This window comes from Micromonospora sp. NPDC048935 (assembly GCF_043197875.1).
Classification (GTDB): domain Bacteria; phylum Actinomycetota; class Actinomycetes; order Mycobacteriales; family Micromonosporaceae; genus Micromonospora.
Genome location: NZ_JBICTZ010000007.1, coordinates 414,893 through 438,762, shown reverse-complemented (window position 1 = coordinate 438,762; position 23,870 = coordinate 414,893). Strand labels below are relative to the sequence as shown.

Here is a 23,870-nt window from a genome sequence, read left to right as displayed (position 1 = left end):
CACCGACACCGCACCGCGCCGCAGCGCACCGACACCGCGCCGCGCCGCAGCGCACCGACACCGCGCCGCGCCGCAGCGCACCGACACCGCGCCGCGCCGCAGCGCACCGACACCGCGCCGCAGCGCACCGGCACCGCGCCGCGCCGCAGCGCGCCACCGCAGCGCACCGCGCTGTAGCGCGCCGGCACCGCACCGCCGCACCGCACCGCACCGCGCCACCGCGCCGTAGCGCACCGGCAACGCGCCGCGCTGCCGCGCCGCCGCCGCACCGCCTCCGCGCTGTACCGGTCGGCGGCGCGGCGGTCGGCGGTATTACCTCTGGCCGACCACTGCCGGCGCGTTGACGTACTCGCGCAGGTGGGTGGCGGTGAGCGTGTCACCATGGGCGACCAGGTCGGCGGGCGTGCCGGTGAAGACGATCTGCCCGCCGTCGTGGCCGGCGCCCGGGCCGAGGTCGATGAGCCAGTCCGCGTGGGCCATGACCGCCTGGTGGTGCTCGATGACGATCACCGTGTTGCCGGCGTCGACCATCCGGTCGAGCAGGGCCAGCAGTTGGTCAACGTCGGCGAGGTGTAGGCCGGTGGTGGGTTCGTCCAGGACGTACGTGGTGCTCTTCTCCGCCAGGTGGATGGCGAGCTTGAGTCGTTGCCGTTCCCCGCCGGACAGGGTGGTCAGCGGCTGACCGAGGCTGAGGTAGCCCAGCCCGACGTCGACCAGCCGACCGAGGATGAGGTGCGCCGGACCACCCGGGAAGAACGCGTACGCCTCGGTGACCGACATGGCCAGCACCTCGCTGATGTTCTTGCCGCGCAGCGTGTACGTGAGCACCTCGTCGGTGAAGCGCCGCCCCTCGCACCGTTCGCAGACGCTGGCGACGCCGGCCATCATCGCCAGGTCCGTGTAGATCAGCCCGATCCCCTTGCAGGCTGGGCAGGCGCCCTCGGAGTTGGCGCTGAACAGGGCCGCCTTGACTCCGTTGGCCTTGGCGAAGGCGGTACGGATCGGGTCGAGCAGGCCGCTGTAGGTGGCCGGGTTGCTGCGTCGGGACCCACGAATGGGGGACTGGTCGACGATGACCACCCCGGATCGGCCGCGCAGCGACCCGTGGATCAGCGAACTCTTGCCGGAGCCGGCCACACCGGTGACCACGGTGAGCACCCCGAGCGGGATGTCCACGTCCACGTCGCGCAGGTTGTGCAGGTCGGCCTGGCGGATGGCGAGCTGACCGGTGGGTTGGCGTACCGCCTCGCGCAGGGTCACCCGGTGGTCGAGGTGCCGGCCGGTGAGCGTGTCGGAGCGGCGTAGCGCGGGGACGTCGCCGGTGAAGCAGATCCGCCCGCCGTCGGTGCCGGCCCCCGGCCCGAGGTCGACCACGTGGTCGGCGATGGCGATGGTCTCCGGCTTGTGTTCCACCACCAGCACGGTGTTGCCCTTGTCGCGCAGCCGCAGCAGCAGGTCGTTCATCCGGGCGATGTCGTGCGGGTGCAGGCCGACTGTGGGTTCGTCGAAGACGTACGTGACGTCGGACAGGCTGGAGCCGAGGTGCCGGACCATCTTGACCCGTTGCGCCTCGCCGCCGGACAGGGTCGCGGATTCGCGGTCCAGGCTGAGGTAGCCCAGCCCGATCTCGACGAGGGAGTGCAGCAGGTCGCGAAGGTTGGCGACGAGCGGTGCCACCTCGGGATCGTCGATGCCCCGGACGAACGCGGCCAGGTCGCTGATCTGCATGGCCGAGCAGTCGGCGATGGTGCGCCCGGCGATCCGCGACGACAGGGCCGCCGCGTTGAGTCGGGTGCCGCCGCAGTCGCCGCAGGTGGTGAAGGTGACCGCCCGGTCGACGAAGGCACGGATGTGCGGTTGCATCGACTCGCGGTCCTTGGCCAGGAGGAGCCGCCTGACCTTGACCGCCAGGCCCTCGTACGTGAAATTGTTGCTGCCCACCTTGATCTTCGTGGACGGCTTGTGGAGGAGGTCGTCCCACTGTTGCGGGGTGAAGTCCTGGAGTTTGACGTCCGGGTCGAACAGGCCGGAGCCGACGATGGTCTGCCAGTACCAGGAGCCGACCGCGAAGTTGGGCGCGGTGATCGCGCCGTCGTTGAGGGAACGTTCGACGTCGACCAACTGGTGCACGTCGAGGTCGGTGACCCGGCCCAGCCCTTCGCAGGTGGTGCACATGCCCTCGGGCAGGTTGAAGCTGAACGCTCCGGCGCCGCCGACCTGCGGGTCACCGAGCCGGCTGAAGAGGATCCGCAGCATCGCGTACGCGTCGGTGGCGGTGCCGACGGTGGAGCGGGAGTTGACGCCCATCCGCTCCTGGTCGACGACGATGGCCGCGCTGAGGTTGCGCAGCGAGTCGACGTCCGGACGGTTGAGGTTCGGCATGAACGACTGGAGGAAGGCGCTGTAGGTCTCGTTGATCATGCGCTGGGACTCGGCGGCGATGGTGCCGAAGACCAGCGACGACTTGCCCGAGCCGGAGACGCCGGTGAAGACGGTCAACCGGCGCTTGGGGATGTCGACCGAGACGCTTGCGAGATTGTTCTCCCGCGCTCCGCGTACCTCGATCAGGTCGTGGCTGTCGGCGGCGGACCATGCTGGCTGCGACATGCGAACCCTTCACAGAGTCGTGGCGGGACTCGTCCCCCGCCGAAGCTGACGGGTTCCATTGTCTCATTCATCCCCACATAGAGACTTTCGGCGACATTGCAGCGGGGGGAGCGGCGGGACGCCCCGGAAAGTCTCAAATCACGACGTAAGCGGTACGGTGGCTGGCGTGGACGTCGCCCCGGAGGAACGGTTACGCGCTGTGGACCTGGCGGCGACCGTCGGGATCTCGGTGCAGCAGGTGCGCAACTACGTCGAGTTGGGGGTGCTGCCGCCGGTGCGGCGTACCCCGAGCGGCTACCGGATCTTCACCAGCGAGCACGCGCGGGCGCTGGCCGTGGCACGGCGGCTGGCCGAGGGGCACGGCTGGAGCCGTACCCGGGAGATCATGGCCGCGGTGCACTCCGGTGACCTGCCGGCGGCCCTGGCGGCGCTCGACGGCGGCCATGCCGAGCTGGACCGGGAACGCGCCGAGATCCGTCGGGTCCTCGGCGCCTTCGAGACGGTGCTGGCCAGCCCACCGGCGGCCCGGCCCGCGGCACGTCATGGCGCCCGCATCGGCGAGGTCGCCACCCTGGTCGGGGTGCGGACCTCGCAGCTGCGCCTGTGGGAGCAGCGCGAGCTGCTGCGGCCGCGCCGCACCCCGGGCACCAACTACCGGGTGTACGACGAGGCGGAACTACGCGCCGCGCAGGTGATCGCGTTGCTGCGCCGAGGCGCGTACCCGTTCGAGATCATCGAGGCGGTGCTGGGGGAGTTGCGGACCACCGGCAGCCCGCAGCGGGTTCGCGCCGAGCTTGCCCGCCGCGAGCAGGACCTGCACGCGCGCGGCCTGCGCCGGCTGCGGGGCAGTGCCGCCCTGTACGACTACCTGCGCGCTCGCGGCGACGCGGGTTGACAGTCATCCCGTCCCGCCGGGCGATCTTGTTGACTAGGGTCGGGCACATGAGAGCTGCGCTGCTGGCCTCCACGGCGTCCGCCATCCTGCTCGCTCCCGCGCCGGTCGCCGCCGCGGGAACGCCGGCCGGGCCACCCGTGCGCTGCCCGCGGGTGCCGGCCCCGGCGATGTCGCGTCCGCCCCGGCCCTCGCCCCCGCCCGCCGTGCCCGAGCAGCGGGTGGTCGGCGGCGCGGCGCTGGACACGAGCGGCCTGGTCGTGCCGGCCGACGCCGCCGCGCCACCGGCGATCACGGCCACGTCGTGGCTGGTCGCCGACCTGGACAGCGGCCAGGTGCTCGGCGGTTGCGGCCCCCACGAGTACGGCACGCCCGCCAGCGTGCAGAAGCTCCTGCTGGCGGCCACGATGCTGCCCCGGCTCGACCCGAAGCAGACGGTCACCGTCACCGAGGACGACATGCTCATCGAGCCCGGCTCCTCCGCCGTGGGTCTGGTCGCGGGCGGTCGCTACACCATCGAGACGGTCTGGTTGGGCCTGCTGCTCAACTCGGGTAACGAGGCCGCGAACGTGCTGGCCCGGCTGGGTGGTGGGGCGGACGGCGCGGCCGGCGGCGTACGCGCGATGAACGAGCAGGCCCACCGACTCGGCGCGCTGCAGACGCACGCGGTCACCCCGTCGGGGCTGGACGGCAGGGGCCAGTTCACCAGCGCGTACGACCTGGCGCTGATCGCCAGGGCCTGTTTCGCCGAGCCGACGTTCCGCCGGTACGTGTTGACCGAGCAGGCGGAGATTCCCACCCAGGCGGCGCAGCGCACCAAGGGTTTCCAGATCCAGAACGACGACCAGCTCATCTACCGGTACCCGGGTGCGCTCGGGGGAAAGACCGGCTTCACCGACCTGGCCCGGCACACCTTCGTGGGTGCGGCCGAACGCGGCGGGCGGCGTCTGGTGGTGACCCTGTTGGGCGCAGAGTCGGCGCCGATGCGCGGCTGGGAGCAGGGTGCGGCCCTGCTGGACTGGGGCTTCACACTGCCCCGGGACGCCTCCGTCGGCCGGCTGGTCGAGGCGGGGGAGTTGACCGCCACGCCGTCGGCGGCGCCGTCCGCGTTGGCGGCACCCGGTGCGCCCCGGCGGGCGGCGGCCAGCGGGCCCGCGCGTACCGGCTCGGGGTGGTGGTGGGCGGTGACCGCGGCGAGCGGCGCGGCGGTGCTGGCGCTGTGGGGTGGGCTGCTGTGGCGGCGTCGCCGCCGGATGCCCTGAGCCGCGGACCGCACAGAGTCGGCGGCTGCGCTGGGCCGGCGGTTGCCCGGACGGATCGACATCGGACGCGGGTCTCCATAGACTCCGGTCGTTCTGGCACCACGAGTCCAGGAGGATCACCGTGTCGAGTGAACTCGAACCGCGCCCCGGCGTGGCGGCACCCCGCCGACCGCTGCGCGCCCTGTCCCGCCTCGGGGGAGCGACAGTGCTCGCCGGGGCGCTTGTCGTCGGGGCGTCCGCGAGCGCGGTCGCCGCGCCGGCCGCGCCGGTGGGCGCTTCCGCCGCGTCGTCCACCACCGCTGACGCCGCCACCCGACCGCCGCGCACCACCCACGGCCCGTGCGCGTACACCGAGACACCTGACGAGCCCGCGGCCCGGCCGGTGCCGCTGCCACCCGACCCGCGACGGACACCGGCCCGGGGCAGCATCCGGGTGACCCTGAAGACCAACCACGGGCCGATCGGGCTGACCCTGGACCGGTCCGCCGCGCCGTGCACCGTGCAGAGCTTCCTGCACCTGGTCGGCAAGCGCTTCTACGACCGCACCCCGTGCCACCGGCTCACCGCCTACCCCACACTGAGTGTGTTGCAGTGCGGTGACCCGTCCGGCACCGGCGAGGGTGGCCCGGGATACCGGTACCGCGACGAACTGCCGACCGACCTCCCGCCGGCACCCACCGACCCGACCGGGGAGCGCCGGGTGTACGCCCGGGGTGTGCTGGCCATGGCCAACGCCGGGCCGGACACCAACGGCAGCCAGTTCTTCCTGGTCTACGCCAACTCGGCGCTGCGGCCGAACTACACGATCTTCGGCGAGGTCGACGCGGCCGGGCTGGCCACCCTGGACCGGATCGCCGCCGGGGGAGTGGCACCGACCGCCGAGGACCCGGCACCGGTCGACGGCGCGCCCGCGCTGCCGGTAACCATTCGCCAGGCCGTCCGCGCGCACCACCACCACTGACCGCGCGGCACGGTGGGCGACCCCCGGTCGCTCACCGCGCCGCCGTGATCACCCCGGCACCCGAAATTTTCGGGATCGGACCGGAACAGGTCCACCCGGTCTCCGACCCGGTTCCGACCGTCACGACGGGCCGGGCGAGCCGGACGGTGGGGCGGTGCTGTCGCGGACGACCAACTCGGTGGCGAGTTCCACCCGCGGCGAGTCGATGCCCTCGCCCTGGGCCAGGCGCAGCACGGTCCGTGCCGCCAGCCGTCCCATCTCGACCAACGGTTGGCGCACAGTGGTCAGTGGTGGCGACGCCCAGCGGGCCTCCGGCAGGTCGTCGAAGCCGATGACGCTCACGTCGTCGGGCACCCGCAGCCCTCGGCGCCGGATGGCCTCGTAGACCCCGAAGGCCATCTGGTCACTCGCGGCGAAGATGCCGGTTGGCGGATCGGCGAGGTCGAGCAGCGCGGTTCCGCCGGCGAACCCGGAGGAGTGGTAGAAGTCGCCCGGGTAGATCAGCACGTCGTCCACCGGCACGCCGGCGCTCTCCAACCCGGCCCGATAACCGTCGAGCCGCGCCCGGCTGCACAGCAGGTGCGTCGGCCCCGCCACCAGGCCGATGCGCCGGTGCCCGATCGCGAGCAGGTGCTCGGTCGCGGCCATCCCGCCGGCCCAGTTGGTGGCACCGATCGTCGGCACGTCCATGGCCGGGACGCCGGCCGGGTCGACGACCACCACCGGCACGTTGAGGCGGCGCAGTTGCGCGTGCAGCGGCGGGCTCAGGTGCGAGGTCACGAAGATGACGCCGTCGGTGGCCCGGGTGCGCAGGTTCTGGAGCCACTGCCGGGCGGCGGTGGGCTGTCGGTGGATCGCGGAGACCACCGTGCCGACGCCCGCGCCGTGCCCGACATCCTCCACACCCCGGATGATCTCCACGGCCCAGGGGCTGTCCAGGTCGTTGAAGACCAGGTCGACCAGGCCGGCGCGGCGGACGCTGCGGCTGGTGCGACGCCGGTAGCCGTGGTGGCGCAGCAACTCCTCGACCCGCTCCCTGGTGCCCGGGGCGACATCGGAGCGACCGTTGAGCACCCGCGACACGGTCGGCACCGACACCCCGGCCTCCCGTGCGATCGCGGTGATGGTCACCCTGCGTCCGTCGTCCGCGCCCACCCGCGTCTCCTTCACCGAGCCGGAAGAACGACCACGAGCGTCGTCAACCGAGGATCCCGGAACGGTGTGCCCGTTCCACGCGTCATCTTGCCTCACCGACGGGGGTTGACGACATGCCAGGTCGGTTCTAGCGTTCGGCAAAGTTGCGGAAGCTTTCCGGAAGTTCGCGGACCGAGGGCGGCATGTACACCGATCTACCTGAGGAACAGCTACGCGACTACCGGGGCATCGTCCGGGAGCCGACGGACTTCGACGATTTTTGGGCCGGCACCCTGGCGGAGGCCCGGGACGCCGGCTGGCCGGTCCGGACCGAGCCGATCGCGACCGAGTTGACGAGCATCGACGTCCTGGACGTGACCTTCGCGGGGTTCGCCGGCCAGACCGTGCGAGCCTGGCTGCGGGTGCCCCGCGGCGCCGACGCGGCCCTGCCCACGGTGGTCCAGTTCGCCGGCTACGGCGGCGGGCGTGGGCACCCGCTGGAAAACCTGCTCTGGGCGGCGGCCGGGTTCGCGCACCTCCAGATGGACACCCGGGGGCAGGGCTCGGGATGGAGCCGAGGCGACACCCCGGACCTCGGCGAGGCCGGCCCCGAGGCGCCAGGCGTCACCACCCGCGGCATCACGGATCCGAAGACCTACTACTACCGGCGGCTGATCACCGACGCGGTCCGGGCGGTGGACGCCGTCCGGACCCTGCCGCTCGTCGATCCGACCCGGGTGGCGGTGCTCGGGCACAGCCAGGGCGGCGGGCTGGCGCTCGCCACCGGCGCGCTGGCACCCGGGGTGCGGGCGGTGGTCGCGCACGTGCCGTTCCTCTGCGACATGCCACGCGCGGTGGTGGCCACCGCCGCCCGCCCCTACCGGGAGATCCGCGACTACCTGGCGATCCACCGCGACGCCGAGGAGCGGGTGCTGACCACCCTCGCGTACGTCGACGGGGTCAACTTCGCCCGCCGCTGCCGCCGCCCGGCGAAGTACTCGGTGGCGTTGATGGACGACATCGTGCCGCCCTCGACGGTCTACGCGGCGGTCAACGCGCACGCCGGGCCGACCGAGCTGGCAGTGTGGCGCTACAACGGCCACGAGGCCGGCGGGATCGACGACGACGAGGCGGCGCTGGTCTTCCTCCGCGACCACCTGACCGAGGCTGAGTCGGCACGGCGTGCCGGGCGGGGCTGAGTCGGCACGGGGTGCCGGGCTGGCTGATCCGGCACCCCGTGCCGGACGCGGCTGATAGACAGGACTCGTGCGCCACCGCATCGCCGTCGTGCTCGCGTTCGCCGCGCTGCTGGGTGGTTGTTCGCGACCGGAGCCCCGCCCCGCGCCGGCCGCACCACCGTCGACGCCCGCCAGCACCACCCCCACGCCGAACCCCGCCCCCACCGTGTCCGCCACCGCTGCCGCGCCGCCGCTGCCGGGGTTCGTGGTGCTGACCGACCTGGACCCGCGCATCCACGCCGACATCCGCTACGCCACGGCGCACAACTTCGTCGGCCGCCCGATCGCCGGCTACGCCGAGCCGCTGTGCCTGCTCACCCGGCAGGCCGCCGAGGCGCTGCGCCGGGTGCAGGACGCCGCGCTGACCGGTGGGCACAGCCTCAAGGTGTACGACTGCTACCGCCCGCAGCCGGCGGTGGACGACTTCGTCGCCTGGTCGAAGCGCCCCGGTGAGCAGCAGACCAAGGCCGAGTTCTACCCGGACGTGGCCAAGGACCGGCTCTTCGCCGAGGGCTACATCGGGGCACCCACCGCGCACAGCCGCGGCAGCACCATGGACCTGACGCTCGTCGACGAGCCCGCCGCCGGCCAGCCCGCGTACCGGGCCGGGCAGCCGCTTGTCGCCTGCACCGCACCCCGGGCGCGGCGCTTCGCCGACAACAGCATCGACATGGGTACGGGCTTCGACTGCTTCGACTCCCGCGCGCACACCGCCGACCCCCGGATCACCGGGACGGCGCGGGACAACCGGCGGTTGTTGCAGAGGCTGATGACCGACGCCGGCTTCGTCAACTACGACCGGGAGTGGTGGCACTACAGCCTGCGCGACGAGCCGTACCCGGACACGTTCTTCGCCGCCCCGGTCGCCCGCCCGTCGGTCGGGTGATCAGGTCCAGTAGAGGATCCGGCAGGCCGGCACCCGGGCGGCGAGTTCGGCGGCGAACCAGGCGCGCAGCTCCGCCATGGTGTCGCGCGGGTAGACGTACTTCACCGCGCCGAACCTGCCGTGCTTGCGGCTGCGCGACTGCTCGTCCATCTCCAGCCGGGTGCGCGGGTACCAGCCGAGCAGCACCTCCTTGCTGCCCGGCGTGAACCGGTGGGTGATCAGCTCGGCGGTCAGGTCCAGCTCCGGCACCCCGTCGACCGCCGCGCGGACCTCGTCGAGCAACTCGCCGTAGCGGTTCCGCCAGTCGGGCATCGCGATGATCGGGGCGATGGTCAGCCCGACCGGGTAGCCGTCGAGGGCGAGCCGGCGCAGCGCGGCCAGCCGCTGCGGCACCCGGGCGGTGCCGCCCTCGAAGCGCTCGCTCACCGGGGCGCAGTTGACGCTGAAGCGGACCCGGGTGCGGCCGGCGTGCGGCAGGCCGACGAACGTGTCCACGTCGGCGTACTTGGTGGTCCAGCGCAGTTGCACCGGCGCGTCCCAGCCGGCGAAGTGCTCCACCGCCCGCCGCCAACTCCCGGTCAGGTGCTCCAGCGCCAGGGGGTCGGTGTAGCAGGACGCCTCGAAGGTGGTGCCCTCGTCGGCGCGCCGCGCGTTGCGGCTGGTCACCGTCCCACGCCCGGCGTACGCGGCCAGCCCGGCCAGGATGTCGTCGAGGTCCGCGTACACCCGGGTCACCGGTGGGCCGGACAGCGAGCCGGCGAGGTAGCAGTACTGGCAGTGCGCCGGGCAGCCCTCGGCGAGGTCGACCCGCCAGTCGGCGCTGGGCGCGATCGGTTGCAGGGTGCGCCGTGAGGGTGGGCTCACCACGATCGCCATGGTCGCCTTGGCCCGCGCGTACGTCTCCCGGTCGGTAGGTCCGCGTACCCCGGTGAGCCGGTTGGAGCGCAGGTGTTCCACCTCGATGCCCTGTGCCCGCACCCGCTCGACGATCCGCTGGCCGTGCGGGTGGTCCAGTGCGGCCGGGGTGGCCACCACCCGACGCGGGGTCCAGCGGCGGGCCGGCCGGGCCGCGGGTGCGAGCCCGGCGAGGTCACGGGTCGGCACCCACTCGCCGCTGGCATCGTGCGGCGCGGCGGGCACGTCGACGGCGAGCGGCTGGTCGACGTCGACGGCATCCGGGCTGGTCATCCGGCCGGGGTACCCGCTGTCGCAGGAATCCCACCCGATCGACCGACGCGCGATTGACGCCACCGGTGACACCGCATAACCTTTCGTCTATCTGTAAACCTTGTGAACAGATGAAGGTCGACGCGGCGGCGCGCGTCCCCACCGAAGGGACGATCAGGTGATCGCAGAACTCTCCTCCCGTACCAGACGAATCCTGTCGTTGTTCGTCGCCCTGGTCGTCGCGCTGAGCGCCGGCCTCGCGGTCAACGCCTCGCGGAGTGCGCAGGCCGCGCCGACGTTCAAGGTGCTGGCCTTCTACAACGGCACCTGGGACGCCGCGCACATCGACTTCGTCAAGGACGCCCGCGCCTGGTTCCCGCAGGCCGCCGCCCAGTACGGCTTCTCCTGGGAGGCCACCAACAACTGGAGCCTGCTGAACACCGCGAACCTGGCCCAGTACAAGGTCGTCATGTTCCTCGACGACGCGCCGCCCACCGCGCAGCGCGGCGCGTTCCAGCAGTACATGCAAAACGGCGGGGCGTGGCTGGGCTTCCACGTCAGCGCGTGGACCGACAACCCGTCGAGCTGGAGCTGGTACTACAACACCTTCCTCGGCTCCGGCTCGTTCCAGACGAACACCTGGGGGCCGACCCGGGTCACCATGCGCGCCGACAACCGCACCCACCCCGCCACCCGCAACCTGCCCGCGACGTTCCCCTCGTCGATCAGCGAGTGGTACTCCTGGAGCAACGACCTGCGACAGAACCCGAACATCGACATCCTCGCCTCGGTCGACGCATCCAGCTTCCCGGTCGGCACCGACCCCAACCAGTCCTGGTACGGCGGCTACTACCCGCTGGTGTGGAGCAACCGGCAGTACAAGATGCTCTACGCCAACTTCGGGCACAACGCGATGAACTACAGCACCAACACCGGGCTGTCGTCCACGTTCGACAGCGCGCAGCAGAACCAGCTGCTGATCGACGGGCTGCACTGGCTCGCCGGCGCGGGCACCGTCCCCCCGACCACGCCCCCGCCGTCCGGCGACATCTCGCCGACGGCCTGGCACACCGTGGTCAACCGAGGCAACGGCAAGTGCGTGGACGCGCGGGCCGCCGCCAGCGCGAACGGCACGGCCATCCAGCAGTACGCGTGCAACGGCAGCGCCGCGCAGCAGTACCAGTTCGTGCCGACCAGCGGCGGCTACCTGCGGGTCAACAACCGCACCAACGCCGCCCAGGTGCTCGACGTGACCGACCGCTCGACCGCCGACTCGGCGCCGATCCAGCTCTGGTCCTACAGCGACGGCACCAACCAGCAGTGGCGTGCCGAGCCCGAGGGCGGCGGCTACTACCGCCTGGTCAACCGGCTCAGCGGCAAGTGCCTCGACGTGCCCAGCGCGTCCACGGCGGACAGCGTCCAGCTCATCCAGTACGCCTGCAACGGCACCGCGGCGCAGTCGTTCCGGCTGGTGCCGCAGTCCTAGTCTCGCCCGGTAACCTGCCCGGCCCGACGAGCCCGTCTGCCGCCCCGCCTCATCGGACGGCACGATCAGGGATCGGTACTTCGGCTCCGTCACCACGACACTGGACGATGGTGGCGGGGCCGAAGCGGGGCAGCTACGACACCTGAGCGGCGCGACCGAACCGGGCGGCGACGGCGCGCACGACCGCGTGCAGCTCCGGCGGGTCGAGTACGTCGAAGTCGACCTCCAGGGTGCTGACGAAGGCGGCCAGGTTGGTCAGCGACTCCCCACCGGTGTGCAGCAGGCAGGTCCGCTCGTCGATCGCCTCCAGCAGGCCGGCCGTGCTGGGGATGCGTTGCGCCATCTGGTCCGCCGACGCGTGCAGGCGTACCCGTGCCGGATGCGGCCAGGCGGCGGAGCCGACGCCGCGCAGCACGTGCGCGACCGCGTCGCCACCTGGCGGCTCCCGGGGTGTGAAGCGCGGGCCGGTCGGCACCCGGGGCTGGATCCGGTCGGCGCGGAAGGTGCGCCAGTCGGCCCGGTCGGTGTCCCAGCCCAGCAGGTACCAGCGCCGCCCGGTGTAGACCAGCCGGTACGGCTCGACGTCGCGCACGGTGGCCGTGCCGTCGTGCCCGGCGTAGTCGAACCGCAGGCGCTCCGCCCGGTGCGCCGCCGTCGAGATGGTGGTGATCGTGTCGGCGTCCACGGTCGGGCCACCGCCCGCAGCCGAGACCGTTGCCGCCCGCAGGGCGTCGACCCGGTGCCGCAGCCGCGACGGCAACGACTGCTCCAGCTTCGCCAGCGCGCGTAGCGAGGTCTCCTCGATGCCGGTCACCGAACCGCCGGCGGCGGCCCGCAGCCCGACGGCCACCGCCACGGCCTCGTCGTCGTCGAGCAGCAGCGGCGGAAGTGCCGATCCGGCGCCGAGCCGGTAACCTCCGGCGACCCCCGGGTGGGACTCGATCTGGTAGCCCAGCACCCGCAGCCGCTCCACGTCGGTGCGGATGGTGCGGGTGGTGACCGCCAGCCGGTCGGCCAGTTCCGCGCCGGACCACTCCCGGCGGACCTGTAGGAGGGTCAGCAGCCGCAGCAGGCGCACCGAGGTCTCCACCATGCCCGCGAGTCTGCCCTACGGCTCCCGGGAGCCCGGCTCGCCGACGGTCCGCCGCCGCGCCTGCGGGTCCTGGGTCGGTCGTGCCCGGAGCGCCGCCTCGGCTCGACCGGGATTCGACCTAGGTCCTCGGACCCTGTAGAGCTGCCCCGTGGGTGGGGCGGACCGAGTGCCGGCGGTGACGGTTGTGTCTGGAGTCCGTTGGTCCGATCGGTGGGTTGGACACGAGGTGTTCGTGACGTGTAGAGCTGCCCCGTGGGTGGGGCGGACCGAGTGCCGGCGGTGACGGGCGCGGCGGGCTGACCCGGTCAAGCCGCTTCGCCGTGGTAGGCGCTGTGGCGGTGCGATGCCGTGTGCGCAGATGCGCAGATGCGCTGTGGCGCTGTGGCGCTGTGGCGCTGCCCCACCTGCGGGGCAGCTCTACAGGCAGCGAGGGTGACATCCGCCTGGGCCGGGCTGCGGCGAGCGGGCTTTGAGCGAGGGTGACATCCGCCCGGCGAGCGCACGTGCTCGCCGGGGGTCTCACGTCCTGCGCTTTAGGAGGGTGATGCTCAGCAGCGGGTACCGCCAGCGCTCCGCCTCCCGGTAGCCGGCGCTGATGCGCTCCCGCTTGCCGGGCACCATGTCGCGTAGCGGGTCGGCCGAGGGATCGGCTCCGACGACCCAGACGCGCGGTGGTGTGCCGAGGCAGGTGGCGTCCGGGCATTCGGTCGCCAGGAACCGGCCGTCGCTGCGTTGCGGGGCGACGCGCAGCACGTCCGGGGGGCGTGGGGCGGGCAGGTAACGCTCGTAGATGTCGCGTGGTGACCAGGGGATGCTCGGGTGGCTGTCCGGGAACACCACGACGTCGCCGGGTCGGTAGCGGGGACCGATGACCGCCGCGATGCGGTACGAGTCCTGGCTGTGACCGGCGTGGGCGCGTACCGCGACGTGTGCGGGAAAGGCCAGGACGACGGCCAGGCCGACCGCGACGACTGCCGACGACCGCCCGGCCTGGGCCAGGGCGGACGCGGCGAGGACGGCCAGCGCCGGCAGCACGACCAGCACGTAGCGGGCCACCCAGACGTGCAGGTGGGTGCCGGCGAGCAACAGCAGCGCCAGCGGGACGAACGCCGCGCCGGCCAGGCAGACGGACGCCGGGGCACGACGCACGCCGAGAACCGCGAGGACGAGGACGAGCCCGCCGACGGCCGCGGAGTGGAAGAGCCGCTCCGGGAACGCCTGGAGGGCGGCCAGGTTGACGAGCGCGATCCAGGACACCTGGGCCGCCTGCCCCCAGCCCCAGACGGACAGCACGAGCGCCGGCAGCACTCCCATACCGGCCGCCGCCACCCACCGCCGCACGGTCCGCCAGCCCTGGGCACTTCGGGAAAGCTGCCACCAGCCGACCGCGACGGCGTGACCCGCGAGCATCAGCAGACCGTTGAGCGGATGCAGGAGCCCGACGAGACCGACGGCGGAGGCGTACCCGACAAGGTGCCGGCGCCTGGGCTCCTCCAGCAGGCTGACCAGGAACCACACGGCGACAGCGGCACCGAGGATCACCAGGGCGTAGGACCGGGCCTCCTGCGCGTACCGGGAGGTCACCGGCAGGATCGCGAAGAGCAGCCCCGCCAACAGGCCCGTCGCGGTGCCGCCGAGTCGACGCCCGAGCGCGGTCACCACCACCGTGGCGACGGTGATGGCGGCGACCGAGGGCAGCCGCAACGCGGCCGTGGACGTGCCGGCCACGGCGGTGTACGCCTTCATCAGGGCGTAGTAGGGCGTCAGGACCGCGTCCACCGAGCCGGCGAGTTGCCAGAGCTGCGACCAGCTCAACCGGACCGCGCCCCAGGTGGCCAGTTCGTCGGCCCAGAGCGCCGGACCGGTCAGCCGCCACCGGCCCAGCACCAGCGCCACCAGCGCGGGGACCACCCCGCTCAGCACCGCCCAACCAGACCCCGTGCCGTACGCCCTCCGACCCGCGTCCTTGCCCGTCAGGTCCGCTGCGGTGTCGACCGTGCCGGTGCGGTGCGACGGCCAGGTGGTGGTGATGGTGGCTCTCCCGGAACAGGGGCGGACAGTGCCCGCGCGAAGCTAGCCGCGCCAGGTGAGCGCGGCACGTCGCGCAGTCGGACGGACGGTGAACAGGCGCGCAGGCGGTCGACGGCCCGGGGGGGCGGCGATATCCATTGCGGACGCGCCGCAGCCCTCCTAGTCTCGTCGGTGCAACCTCGACCGAGCACACCCGGAGGGAGTACGCCGTGCCGCGACGCATCCGCACCGATGCCGCCCGGCGCCTGCTTCCTGCCGGCGCGTCTGTGCTCGGCACTGCCACATCCTGTGCCGATGGCGCGTTGCGGGGCAACGAGCCGGGGTGGCGCGACTGACGCCGACGCTGACGCGTCCGCCGGCCGCCCATCCCACCGGGATCGGGCGGCCGTTTCGTATCCGCCCCCGAAGCCCGACCCGGCCGGACAAGACTTGATCATTATCGGTCACCGCACGACAGAAGGAGACCACGATGGGATTCACCCCCCTCGCCGGTACCCGGGCACCGGTCCGGGTCTGGACCGACCCGTACGCCATCGAGCCGCAGGCCGCCCGGCAACTGCGCAACATCGGCGCGCTGCCCTGGGTGCAGGGCGTCGCCGTCATGCCCGACGTGCACTTCGGCAAGGGCGCCACGGTCGGCTCGGTGATCGCCATGCGACAGGCCGTCTCGCCGGCCGCGGTCGGCGTCGACATCGGCTGCGGCATGTCGGCGGTGCGTACCTCGCTGACCGCCGCCGACCTGCCGGACGACCTGGCCGGGCTGCGGTCCGCCATCGAGGCCACCATCCCGGTCGGTTTCGCCCAGCGGCAGGACTCGGTCGACCCGCGTCGGATCCGTGGCCTGGAGCAGGCCGGCTGGGACGACTTCTGGGGCCGCTTCGCGGGCCTGGACCGGCGGGTGGCGCAACTGGAGACCCGGGCGCGGCGGCAGCTCGGCACCCTCGGTGGGGGCAACCACTTCATCGAGGTCTGCCTGGAGCAGGGCGGTGCCGACGAGGGCCGGGTGTGGCTGATGCTGCACTCCGGGTCCCGCAACATCGGCAAGGAGTTGGCCGAGCGGCACATCGGGGTGGCCCGGGGGCTGCCGCACAACGCCGACCTGCCCGACCGGGACCTGGCGGTGTTCCTCGCCGGCACGCCGGAGATGGACGCGTACCGGCGGGACCTGTGGTGGGCGCAGGAGTACGCGCGGCGCAACCGGGCCGTCATGCTGGCCCTGCTCTGCGGTGTGGTGCGCGAGCACTTCCCGCAGGTCGGCTACGACGAGCCGATCTCGTGCCACCACAACTACGTGTCCGAGGAGAGCTACGACGGGGTGGACGTGCTTGTCACCCGCAAGGGCGCCATCCGGGCGGGCCGGGGTGACCTGGGCATCATCCCCGGCTCGATGGGCACCGGCTCGTACATCGTGCGGGGTCGGGGCAACCCGGCCGCGTACTGCTCGGCCTCGCACGGGGCCGGGCGGCGGATGTCGCGGGCGCAGGCCAAGCGGACGTTCAGCACGGCGGACCTGGCCACGCAGACCGCCGGGGTGGAGTGCCGCAAGGACGCCGGGGTGGTCGACGAGATCCCCGGCGCGTACAAGGACATCACCGAGGTGATGGCCCAGCAGGACGACCTGGTCGAGGTGGTGGCGCACCTCAAGCAGGTGGTCTGCGTGAAGGGCTGACGTGCCGCGCGGGCCGGGTCGACCGGCCCGCGCGGCGACGCTCAGAAGCCGACGAAGACGCGGCGCAGGTCGTCGAGGGTGAGCGGGCCGGTCACCCGCACGCCCTCCGGGGTGTACGCGGAGCCGAGCCGGCCGACCGCCAACCGCAGCCACGCCTCGGCGGGTGCGGTCAGCTCACCGTCGGCCTGCGCCGGCGCGTCGACGATCTCGACCTTCTCGCCCAGCCGCAGCCCGAACGTCCGCTCCGGCGCGTGCAGGCGAACCAGCAGGGTCGCCTCCCGCCCGGCCAGCTCCTGCGGCCGGCTGGTCCAGCCCAGCATGCCGGCGACCTGGTCGAGCAGCAGCGACACCGCATCCGGCGTCACCGCCGCGAACGGGTTGAACGCCACCTCGACGTCCCACTGGTGCAGCGCGAACTCGCTGAGCCGGAACCGGGCCGCGGTGGCCACGTCGACCGGCGCCGGCAGGAAACCGAGGTCGATCCGGAGCGAGGCCCTGGTCTCGGCGTCCAGCGCCTCGTACGCCTCGACCAGCCGCTCGTTGGCGGCGAGGAACCCGGCGGCGTGCTCGGCCGGGGACATCGCGTCCCAGCGCGCCCAGACGCCGGGGTTGAAGTCCGCGTCCGGTGCGGGCGCGCCGGTGCGGGCGGCGTCCAGCGTCGCCAGGTTGATCTCGGCGCCGCTGCCCAGGTGGCTCAGCACCTGGGAGACCTGCCACTCGCTGGCCCCCGACGGGCGGAGCAGGTCGTCCTCCTTGAGGTCCCGTACGAGCGCGGCAAGCTCCTCGTGGCCCGCGCGCAGAGCGGTGATGATCTGGTCAGCAGGGGTTGACATGGATCTCCTCAAACGGATTTTCGACGATGGTCGGACGCTACCCGACGTGGCCGCCGACCGGTCCACCCCACGCTCGGAGCGGCCCGGCTGGCGGCCACGTCGGTCGGGCTCAGCCCATGTGCACGGTGTTGCCGGTCGGGACGTCCTCCTTGCGGACCTTCACCAGGACCAGGGTGGCCAGTCCGGCGAGCACGATCAGCGCCGCTCCCCAGGCGAACGCCACCCGGTAACCGTGTACCAGGGCGTCGACCTGGGTGACCGGGTTCGGCGCACGGCCGACCAGGTACGCGGCGACCGCGCTGGTGTAGAAGGTGTTCAGCAGCGCGGTGCCCAGCGAGCCACCGACCTGCTGGGTGGCGTTGAGCGTCGCGCTGGCCGCGCCCGCGTCGTGCTCCGGCACCCCGACCAGGGCGAGACTGGACAGCGGCACGAAGGTGAAGCCCAGCCCCAGGCCCAGGATCACCTGGGCGGGCAGCAGGTGGGTGAGGAACGAGGTGTCCACGTCGATCTGGGTCAGCACCAGCATGGCCAGGGCGGCGAGCACGGCACCGGCGAGCATCAGCGGCTTGGCGCCCAGTCGTGGCATCAGCTGGCTGGCGCCACCCGCGGCGATCAGCACACCGGCGGTGACCGGCAGCGACGCGAGACCCGCCTCCAGGGGCTTGTACTGCAATACCACCTGGAAGTAGAAGGTCAGGAAGAGGAACGCCCCGAACAGGCCGGCGCCGATCAGCGTGGAGGTGAGGAACGCCCCGCCCCGGTTGCGGTCCAGGACGATTCGCAGCGGCAGCAGCGGGTGGCTGGAGCGCAGCTCGATCACCACGAAGACGGCGAGCAGCACCACGCCCGCGGCGATGAAACCGAGCGTCGCGGCGGCGTCCCAACCGTCCTCGGCGGCCTTGGTGAAGCCGTACACCAGGGAGACCAGGCCGGCGGTCACCACGACCGCGCCGGGCACGTCGTAGCGGGTGTTGCCGTGCGCCCGGCTCTCCGGCACCAGCGGGATCGCGAACGCGATGGCGATGGCGGCGACCGGGATGTTGACGAGCAGGCACCAGCGCCAGTCGGCGTACTCGGTGAGCACCCCGCCGAGCAGCAGACCGACAGCCGACCCGCCGCCGGCGATCGCGCCGTACACCGCGAACGCCTTGGCCCGCTCGGTCGCCTCGGTGAACAGAACGGTGAGCAGCGCCAACGCGGCGGGGGCGAGCAGCGCGCCGAACGCACCCTGCAACGCGCGGGCGGCGAAGAGCATGCCGCCGGTGGTGGCCAGGCCACCCAGGGCGGAGGCGAGCGCGAAACCGGTCATGCCGACCAGGAAGGTGCGCTTGCGGCCCCAGTAGTCGGCGATCCGGCCGCCGAGCAGCAGCAACCCGCCGAAGGCCAGCGTGTAGGCGGTGATCACCCACTGCCGGTTCGCGTCGGTGATGCCCAGGTCGGACTGGGCCTGCGGCAGTGCGATGTTCACGATGGTGGCGTCCAGGACGACCATCAGCTGCGAGACCGCGATGACCGCCAACGCGATCCAGCGCCGCGGGTGCGGCGTGCTTGTCGACGCCCCGGCGCCGGGTGCGCCAGGTGCGGTCGAGGTGGTTCCGGGCATGGTGAAGCCTTCCGTGTCGCGGATGTCGATGAGTCAGGCCTGAGAGGGGCGGTCGGGCTGGTAGCGGAGGACCGGGATGAGCACCTGGTCGACGACCTGGGTGAGGAACGTGTCGTCGGCGGGCAGGCCGTGCGCGACGATGCGGGACAGGGTGAGCGCCGGCGCGAGATCGTGGAACAACTCCCGTTCGCCGGCCTCGGGCGGGATCTCCCCGCGTGCGGCGGCACGGACCAGGATGGCGGTGCTGGCCACCCGTCCGGCCGGCAGCACCTGGTGGCGTACCAGGCGTTCCAATTCGGGGTTGGTCCGCATGGCGAAGGTCAGCGCCTGCATCAGGTCGCAGTCGGCCACGCAGATGTCGGCCGTGGCGCGCAGCAGCTCGATCAGGTCGCCGCGCAGGGTGCCGGTGTCGGGCGGGTTGTGCACCCCCACGTGCCGGTCGCGCAGGGCGGCGACCACCAACTCGGCCTTGCCGTCCCAGCGCCGGTAGATGGTGGCCTTGCTGACGTGGGCACGGGCGGCGACGGCGTCGATGGTCATCCGGTCGAAGCCGACCTCGCGCAGCAGGTCGATGACCACGGCGAACAGGCCGCTGCCGGTGCACCGGGGGACCCGGGCGGCCGGAACCTCGGCACCCGCGCCCACCTGCTGACCACCCAGCATGCCGCACCCCCCGCGAAACGATGTCGTACTGACCCTAGTTCGCGTTCGTGTGATCGTGCAGGGTTTCGTGAGTTGCGTCGCACCGCCACAAGGAAACGATTGCGTTTCCGGTTGACGTCCGTCAGATGAATCGGGTGGTCGACGTTGCGCCGTCCGTAGAACTGCCGGCGTCGACCGAGTACCAGCCTGGACCGCGAGGCGGATACCACGTTCGTGGTATGTCGTCGGGTCTGGCAGTCCGTACAGTCTGGCGGTATGCGGCGGTGGGTCGTGGAGACGATGATCGTGGCGGCCGTGGGTGTGCTGACTGCGTACCGGCTCGCGACGACGCCGGTGGCGCTGGGTGACCGAGTGCCGGACCTGTGGGCGTACGCGGCTGCCGCCGTGATGGTGTTGGTGCTGCCCGTTCGACGGCGGTGGCCGGTCGGTGTGCTGATCGTCGTGGGCGGGCTCTACCTGGCCTACCACATCAACCACTACCCGGGTGGCGCGCCGTCGGTGCCCGCGTGGGTCGCGCTGTACTCCGTCGGTGCGGCGTCGCGGCGGCGCGTGGGTCTCCCCGTCGCGGCCCTGTTCGTACTCCTGGACGCCCAGGGGCGGGTGGCGGTGGCCGGCGCGAGACCGTTCGACGCGTCGCTGGACAGTTCGACTGTGGTATTCGTCGCGGCGTTGCTGCTCGGTGAGGTGGTGCGCGGGCGCCGGACCCAACTGGCGTTGCTGGCGGCCGACCAGAGCCGGGCCGCCGAGCAGCGGATCGTCGAGGACCGTATCCGCATCGCCCGGGAGCTCCACGACGTCACGGCGCACACCCTGGCCGTGGTGTCGGTGCAGGCGGGCGTCGCGGCCGACGTGCTGAACGAGGATCCCGCCCAGGCCCGAGCCGCGCTGCGTGAGGTGCGCCGGGCCAGCCGCGAGGCGATGGTGGAGTTACGCGCGGCGGTGGGCGTGCTGCGCGACGGCACCCCGGCGGCCGGCCGGAGCCGCCGACGCCCACGCTCGATCGGCTGCCCGCGCTGGCCGAGTCGACAGGTGCGGTCGTGACCTGCGACGGCGTGCCGCGCGCGTTACCGCGGGCCGTGGAGACCACCGCCTACCGCATCGTCCAAGAGGCAGTGACGAACGCGTTGCGGCACGCCGGTGCGGCCCAGATCGAGGTGCGTGTCGGATACCGTCCCGACGGGCTGTCGGTGACGGTGCGCGACAACGGGCGGGGCGGCGTCCCGGTAGCCGGCAACGGGCTGCGTGGCATGGCCGAGCGCGCCGGCGGGCTGGGCGGTTGGCTTCGAGCGGGGCCGGCCGACGGCGGAGGCTTCGAGGTGCGGGGGTGGCTGCCGGTATGACGGTTCGCGTCCTGCTGGCCGACGACCAGAACCTCGTACGCGCGGGCTTCCGGGTCCTGCTGGAGCGGGCGCCGGACATCGAGGTGGTCGCGGAGGCGGTCGATGGGGAGGAGGCGATCGCCCTCACCCGAGCACACCGGCCGGATGTCGTGTTGATGGACATCCGGATGCCGGGCACGGACGGTTTGACGGCCGCCCGGCGCATCCTCGCCGATGCCAGGTTGCCCGACGTACGCGTCGTCGTGCTGACCACATTCGAGTTGGACGAGTACGTCTTCGCCGCGCTACAGGCCGGCGCGAGCGGGTTCCTGCTCAAGGATCTGGAGCCGGACGAACTGCGCCGGGCGGTACGCGTGGTCGCCGCCGGTGACGCGCTGCTGGCGCCCACCGTGACCAGACGGCTCATCGCCGCCTTCGCCAGCGGCCCAGAAGTACCGGGCCTCGACAGCCTGACCTCGCGCGAACGGGAGGTGGTCGGCCTCGTCGCCGACGGCCTGTCGACCGTGCAGGTGGCGGAACGGCTGAGGATGAGCCCGGCCACGGCGAAGACCCACACCAACCGGGCGATGACGAAGCTGGGGGCTCGGGACCGGGCACAACTGGTCGTGTTCGCGTACCGCAGCGGGCTTGTCGGTCTACCGCGACCGCGGTAGGTCGACGCCCACCGATGGCAGATCCGGTACGGATACGCCGCTCGTAGCGTTCCGGTCATGTTTCTCATCCTGGGCCCGGCGCTGAATCTGCTCGCCGGCTTCTTCTGGCAGAACGACACTCAGGGCGTCACCGCCGGCACGATCATCGTGTTGTCGACCGCGTGCTGGCTCATCGGGCTGATCGGGTTGTTCGAGCGGCTGCGGCCCCGCACGCCGAAGTACGTCGCGGTCGGGTTGCCGGTAACGGTGTTCGGCGCGATCGGCGGCGTGGCCTACGGCGTGCAGAGCATCCATGAGGGACTGTTCGCCGTCTCCCACGCCGACGCGGTCGAACGACTCGGCGAGCACCCGTTCGCCGCGTTCGCGGTGTACTGGACGTGCGGGCCGCTGTTTCCCCTCAGCCTGTTCGTCCTGGGCATCGTGCTGGCCAGGGTGCGCGTGGCACCGCTTCCGGTCGGCATCATGGTCAGCGTGGGCGCGGTCGTGTTCCCGCTGAGCCGCGTCACCCGGGAGGCGTCCGTCGCGCACCTGGCGGACCTGTTCCTGCTGTTGCCGTTCCTCTATCTGGGGCTGCGGTCGATGTCGCAGTCCCGGGGCGTACCAGGTCCCCACCGCCACCGTGACGCCGTGGTTTCCTAGCACAGCGTCTTCGGCGGATCGTGGTGACTGGTGGTCGGCCCCGGGTGGATGACCGGCGGGCGCTCGCCGGGGTCCAGGCCGACGCGGATCGCCTTCGACGGCCTGGGTGGCGTGGTCGCTGCGGGTAGACACCTCGCACCGGCGGAGTGTTGATCTCGACGCGGGCTGCTGGGATCATCGGTCGCTCGGACCGGCACACGGCCTGGTCCGGCGGTCAGCGCGCATCGTCCACCACGGCCACCGGCCGGCGGACGGTGTGCGGCCGTTGATCGTGGCCCCCGGGCCAGCTCGATTCGACCAGTTCACACGAGGGGGCACGACGTGCAACGTCATGGCTGCGTGATCCGACTCCGCCCGGAGCAGCGGGAAACCTATCTGCGGTTACACGCCGACGTCTGGCCGAGCGTCGAGCAGACGCTGCGGGAGGCGAACTTCCGCAACTACACCATCTTTCTCCACGACGACCTGCTCTTCGGCTACTACGAGTACGTCGGTGACGACTACGAGGCCGACCTGCGGCTGATCGCGGCGGACCCGCAGACGCAGGAGTGGTGGAAGCTGACCGACCCGTGTCAGGAGTCGATCGCCGAGCCCGGCTCGGGGGACTGGTGGGCCCCGATGCGCGAGATCTGGCACCTGACCGACAAGACGCCCAACCAGCCCTAGCCCGCGGTCCCCAAGCCCGCCACCCCACGTCGATCTTGCACTTTCTGCCCCGACGAAAGCCGCAAGGCGGAACATTTAGCCGACAGAAAGTGCAAGATCGCGGCGGGGTGGGGCGCGTCGCAGATTTTTTGGGCGTACCTGTCGATCGGCGTTGGTTCAGTTCGTAGCTCTGGTGAGGGCCCGCCACCACGGCGGGCCACACACCCACCGGAGGACACGATGACCACCACAGCGACCACCGCCCCCACCACCACGTCGACAGTCGGCGCGCTGATCCGGGCCGGTATCGCCGCCACGGTCGCCGCGAGCGCCGCCACCATGGCCGTCGCCGCCGTCGGCCGCGCGGCGGGGATCAGCCTCGACGTGGCCGACGCGCCGATTCCGGTGTCGGGCTTCGGTGTGCTGACCGCCGCGTTCTCGCTGGTCGGGGTGATCCTCGCCGCGGTGCTGTCGCGCTTCGCCCGGCACCCGCGGCGCGTGTTCGTTCGCACGACGGTCGTGCTGACGGTCCTGTCGCTGGTGCCGGACGTGATCGTCGACGCGGGGGCGGCCACCAAGGCGCTGCTGATGCTCACTCACCTGGTCGCGGCCGCGATCGTTATCCCTGCTGTCGCCCGTCGCCTGGCCGCCTGACCGACCGCCCGTCCCACCATCGAACCAGCGGAGGATCGTCATGAAGCAAGTACCTGCTGTCCGTGCACGTCGTCGAGGGTGAGCCGGACCCGTCCGACGAGGAGACGCAGACCATGTTCCGGGAGACCGGCCGGATCAACGACGAGATGCAGGCCGCGGGCGCCTGGGTCTTCGCCGGAGGGCTCCGGTCGCCGGACAGCGCCACAGTCGTTCGGATCGAGAACGGTGCCACCGCCATGAGCGATGGGCCGTTCGCCGAGACGAAGGAGCACATCGCCGGGTTCTGGGTCATCAAGTGCGCGGACCTGGACCAGGCACTCGCCTGGGCCGAGAAGTGCGCGGCGGCCTGCGGCCCGATCGAGGTGCGCCCCTTCGACGACCTGTCCCAGGCCTGAACGGGAGCCGGTCAGCCGA

Annotated in this window: 22 protein-coding genes; 14 read left to right on the top strand and 8 right to left on the bottom strand. The window is 72.3% G+C overall.

Annotation, left to right across the window (positions count from 1 at the left end):
• Positions 1–312: 312 nt before the first annotated feature.
• A complete protein-coding gene (locus ACGFIW_RS21780; RefSeq protein WP_393318481.1) occupies positions 313–2,607 on the bottom strand; it encodes an ATP-binding cassette domain-containing protein in 2,295 nt (764 codons plus the stop codon).
• A 166-nt stretch (positions 2,608–2,773) separates the two neighbouring features.
• On the opposite strand from ACGFIW_RS21780, the gene ACGFIW_RS21775 reads away from it, so the two are divergent.
• The 3 genes from ACGFIW_RS21775 (at position 2,774) to ACGFIW_RS21765 (ending at position 5,722) form a co-directional block, all read left to right on the top strand.
• Positions 2,774–3,502, top strand: a complete 729-nt coding sequence (locus tag ACGFIW_RS21775) for a MerR family transcriptional regulator (protein ID WP_393318478.1) — start codon at positions 2,774–2,776, stop codon at positions 3,500–3,502.
• A 47-nt stretch (positions 3,503–3,549) separates the two neighbouring features.
• Positions 3,550–4,761, top strand: a complete 1,212-nt coding sequence (locus ACGFIW_RS21770) for a D-alanyl-D-alanine carboxypeptidase family protein (RefSeq protein ID WP_393318475.1) — start codon at positions 3,550–3,552, stop codon at positions 4,759–4,761.
• 121 nt (positions 4,762–4,882) lie between these two features.
• Complete coding sequence (locus ACGFIW_RS21765) at positions 4,883–5,722, top strand: peptidylprolyl isomerase (RefSeq protein WP_393318472.1); 840 nt, start codon at positions 4,883–4,885, stop codon at positions 5,720–5,722.
• Between the two features lie 120 nt (positions 5,723–5,842).
• On the opposite strand, the gene ACGFIW_RS21760 is transcribed toward ACGFIW_RS21765, so the two are convergent.
• Positions 5,843–6,877: a LacI family DNA-binding transcriptional regulator gene (locus ACGFIW_RS21760; protein WP_393318470.1), complete on the bottom strand. Its 1,035-nt coding sequence runs from the start codon at positions 6,875–6,877 to the stop codon at positions 5,843–5,845.
• Between the two features lie 182 nt (positions 6,878–7,059).
• Between ACGFIW_RS21760 and ACGFIW_RS21755 the strand changes: the two genes are divergently transcribed.
• On the top strand, positions 7,060–8,055 hold the full coding sequence (locus ACGFIW_RS21755; protein WP_393318467.1) for an acetylxylan esterase: 996 nt from the start codon (positions 7,060–7,062) through the stop codon (positions 8,053–8,055).
• 67 nt (positions 8,056–8,122) lie between these two features.
• Positions 8,123–8,980: a M15 family metallopeptidase gene (locus ACGFIW_RS21750; protein WP_393318464.1), complete on the top strand. Its 858-nt coding sequence runs from the start codon at positions 8,123–8,125 to the stop codon at positions 8,978–8,980.
• Here the strand turns inward: ACGFIW_RS21750 and ACGFIW_RS21745 are convergent, their stop codons facing one another.
• Positions 8,981–10,168, bottom strand: a complete 1,188-nt coding sequence (locus ACGFIW_RS21745; RefSeq protein ID WP_393318461.1) for a spore photoproduct lyase family protein — start codon at positions 10,166–10,168, stop codon at positions 8,981–8,983.
• Between the two features lie 157 nt (positions 10,169–10,325).
• On the opposite strand from ACGFIW_RS21745, the gene ACGFIW_RS21740 reads away from it, so the two are divergent.
• A complete protein-coding gene (locus ACGFIW_RS21740) occupies positions 10,326–11,633 on the top strand; it encodes an RICIN domain-containing protein (RefSeq protein WP_393318459.1) in 1,308 nt (435 codons plus the stop codon).
• Between the two features lie 133 nt (positions 11,634–11,766).
• On the opposite strand, the gene ACGFIW_RS21735 is transcribed toward ACGFIW_RS21740, so the two are convergent.
• Entirely contained in the window at positions 11,767–12,726 is a 960-nt protein-coding gene (locus ACGFIW_RS21735; protein ID WP_393318456.1) for a helix-turn-helix transcriptional regulator, read from the bottom strand.
• A gap of 519 nt (positions 12,727–13,245) precedes the next feature.
• Positions 13,246–14,649: a glycosyltransferase family 39 protein gene (locus ACGFIW_RS21730; protein ID WP_393318453.1), complete on the bottom strand. Its 1,404-nt coding sequence runs from the start codon at positions 14,647–14,649 to the stop codon at positions 13,246–13,248.
• A 577-nt stretch (positions 14,650–15,226) separates the two neighbouring features.
• Between ACGFIW_RS21730 and ACGFIW_RS21725 the strand changes: the two genes are divergently transcribed.
• The gene (locus ACGFIW_RS21725) at positions 15,227–16,426 is read left to right on the top strand and encodes an RtcB family protein (protein WP_393318450.1); all 1,200 of its coding nucleotides are present in this window, start codon (positions 15,227–15,229) and stop codon (positions 16,424–16,426) included.
• A gap of 41 nt (positions 16,427–16,467) precedes the next feature.
• Here the strand turns inward: ACGFIW_RS21725 and ACGFIW_RS21720 are convergent, their stop codons facing one another.
• The 3 genes from ACGFIW_RS21720 to ACGFIW_RS21710 all read right to left on the bottom strand — a co-directional run bounded on the left by ACGFIW_RS21720 (position 16,468) and on the right by ACGFIW_RS21710 (position 19,525).
• On the bottom strand, positions 16,468–17,259 hold the full coding sequence (locus tag ACGFIW_RS21720; RefSeq protein ID WP_393318447.1) for a maleylpyruvate isomerase family mycothiol-dependent enzyme: 792 nt from the start codon (positions 17,257–17,259) through the stop codon (positions 16,468–16,470).
• A gap of 109 nt (positions 17,260–17,368) precedes the next feature.
• Positions 17,369–18,862 carry an MFS transporter gene (locus ACGFIW_RS21715; protein ID WP_393318444.1) on the bottom strand — a complete coding sequence of 498 codons (1,494 nt, stop codon included), beginning with the start codon at positions 18,860–18,862 and terminating at the stop codon, positions 17,369–17,371.
• A gap of 33 nt (positions 18,863–18,895) precedes the next feature.
• Complete coding sequence (locus ACGFIW_RS21710; RefSeq protein ID WP_393318441.1) at positions 18,896–19,525, bottom strand: TetR/AcrR family transcriptional regulator; 630 nt, start codon at positions 19,523–19,525, stop codon at positions 18,896–18,898.
• A 255-nt stretch (positions 19,526–19,780) separates the two neighbouring features.
• Here ACGFIW_RS21710 and ACGFIW_RS21705 point away from each other — a divergent pair, with 255 nt between their 5' ends.
• From ACGFIW_RS21705 to ACGFIW_RS21675, 7 genes are all read left to right on the top strand, one after another.
• Complete coding sequence (locus tag ACGFIW_RS21705) at positions 19,781–20,566, top strand: sensor histidine kinase (protein ID WP_393318439.1); 786 nt, start codon at positions 19,781–19,783, stop codon at positions 20,564–20,566.
• The gene (locus ACGFIW_RS21700) at positions 20,563–20,865 is read left to right on the top strand and encodes a sensor histidine kinase (RefSeq protein ID WP_393318436.1); all 303 of its coding nucleotides are present in this window, start codon (positions 20,563–20,565) and stop codon (positions 20,863–20,865) included. The genes ACGFIW_RS21705 and ACGFIW_RS21700 overlap by 4 nt, the downstream gene beginning before the upstream one ends.
• The gene (locus ACGFIW_RS21695) at positions 20,862–21,518 is read left to right on the top strand and encodes a response regulator (RefSeq protein ID WP_393318550.1); all 657 of its coding nucleotides are present in this window, start codon (positions 20,862–20,864) and stop codon (positions 21,516–21,518) included. Before ACGFIW_RS21700 ends, ACGFIW_RS21695 begins: the two co-directional genes overlap by 4 nt.
• A 57-nt stretch (positions 21,519–21,575) precedes the next feature.
• On the top strand, positions 21,576–22,157 hold the full coding sequence (locus ACGFIW_RS21690; RefSeq protein WP_393318433.1) for a hypothetical protein: 582 nt from the start codon (positions 21,576–21,578) through the stop codon (positions 22,155–22,157).
• Between the two features lie 339 nt (positions 22,158–22,496).
• Positions 22,497–22,823, top strand: a complete 327-nt coding sequence (locus ACGFIW_RS21685; RefSeq protein ID WP_393318430.1) for an L-rhamnose mutarotase — start codon at positions 22,497–22,499, stop codon at positions 22,821–22,823.
• Positions 22,824–23,042: 219 nt separating this feature from the next.
• Positions 23,043–23,456, top strand: a complete 414-nt coding sequence (locus ACGFIW_RS21680; RefSeq protein ID WP_393318427.1) for a DUF6069 family protein — start codon at positions 23,043–23,045, stop codon at positions 23,454–23,456.
• 62 nt (positions 23,457–23,518) lie between these two features.
• Positions 23,519–23,851 (top strand): YciI family protein, encoded by a 333-nt coding sequence (locus ACGFIW_RS21675; protein ID WP_393318425.1) that lies wholly within the window; start codon positions 23,519–23,521, stop codon positions 23,849–23,851.
• Positions 23,852–23,870: the final 19 nt, after the last annotated feature.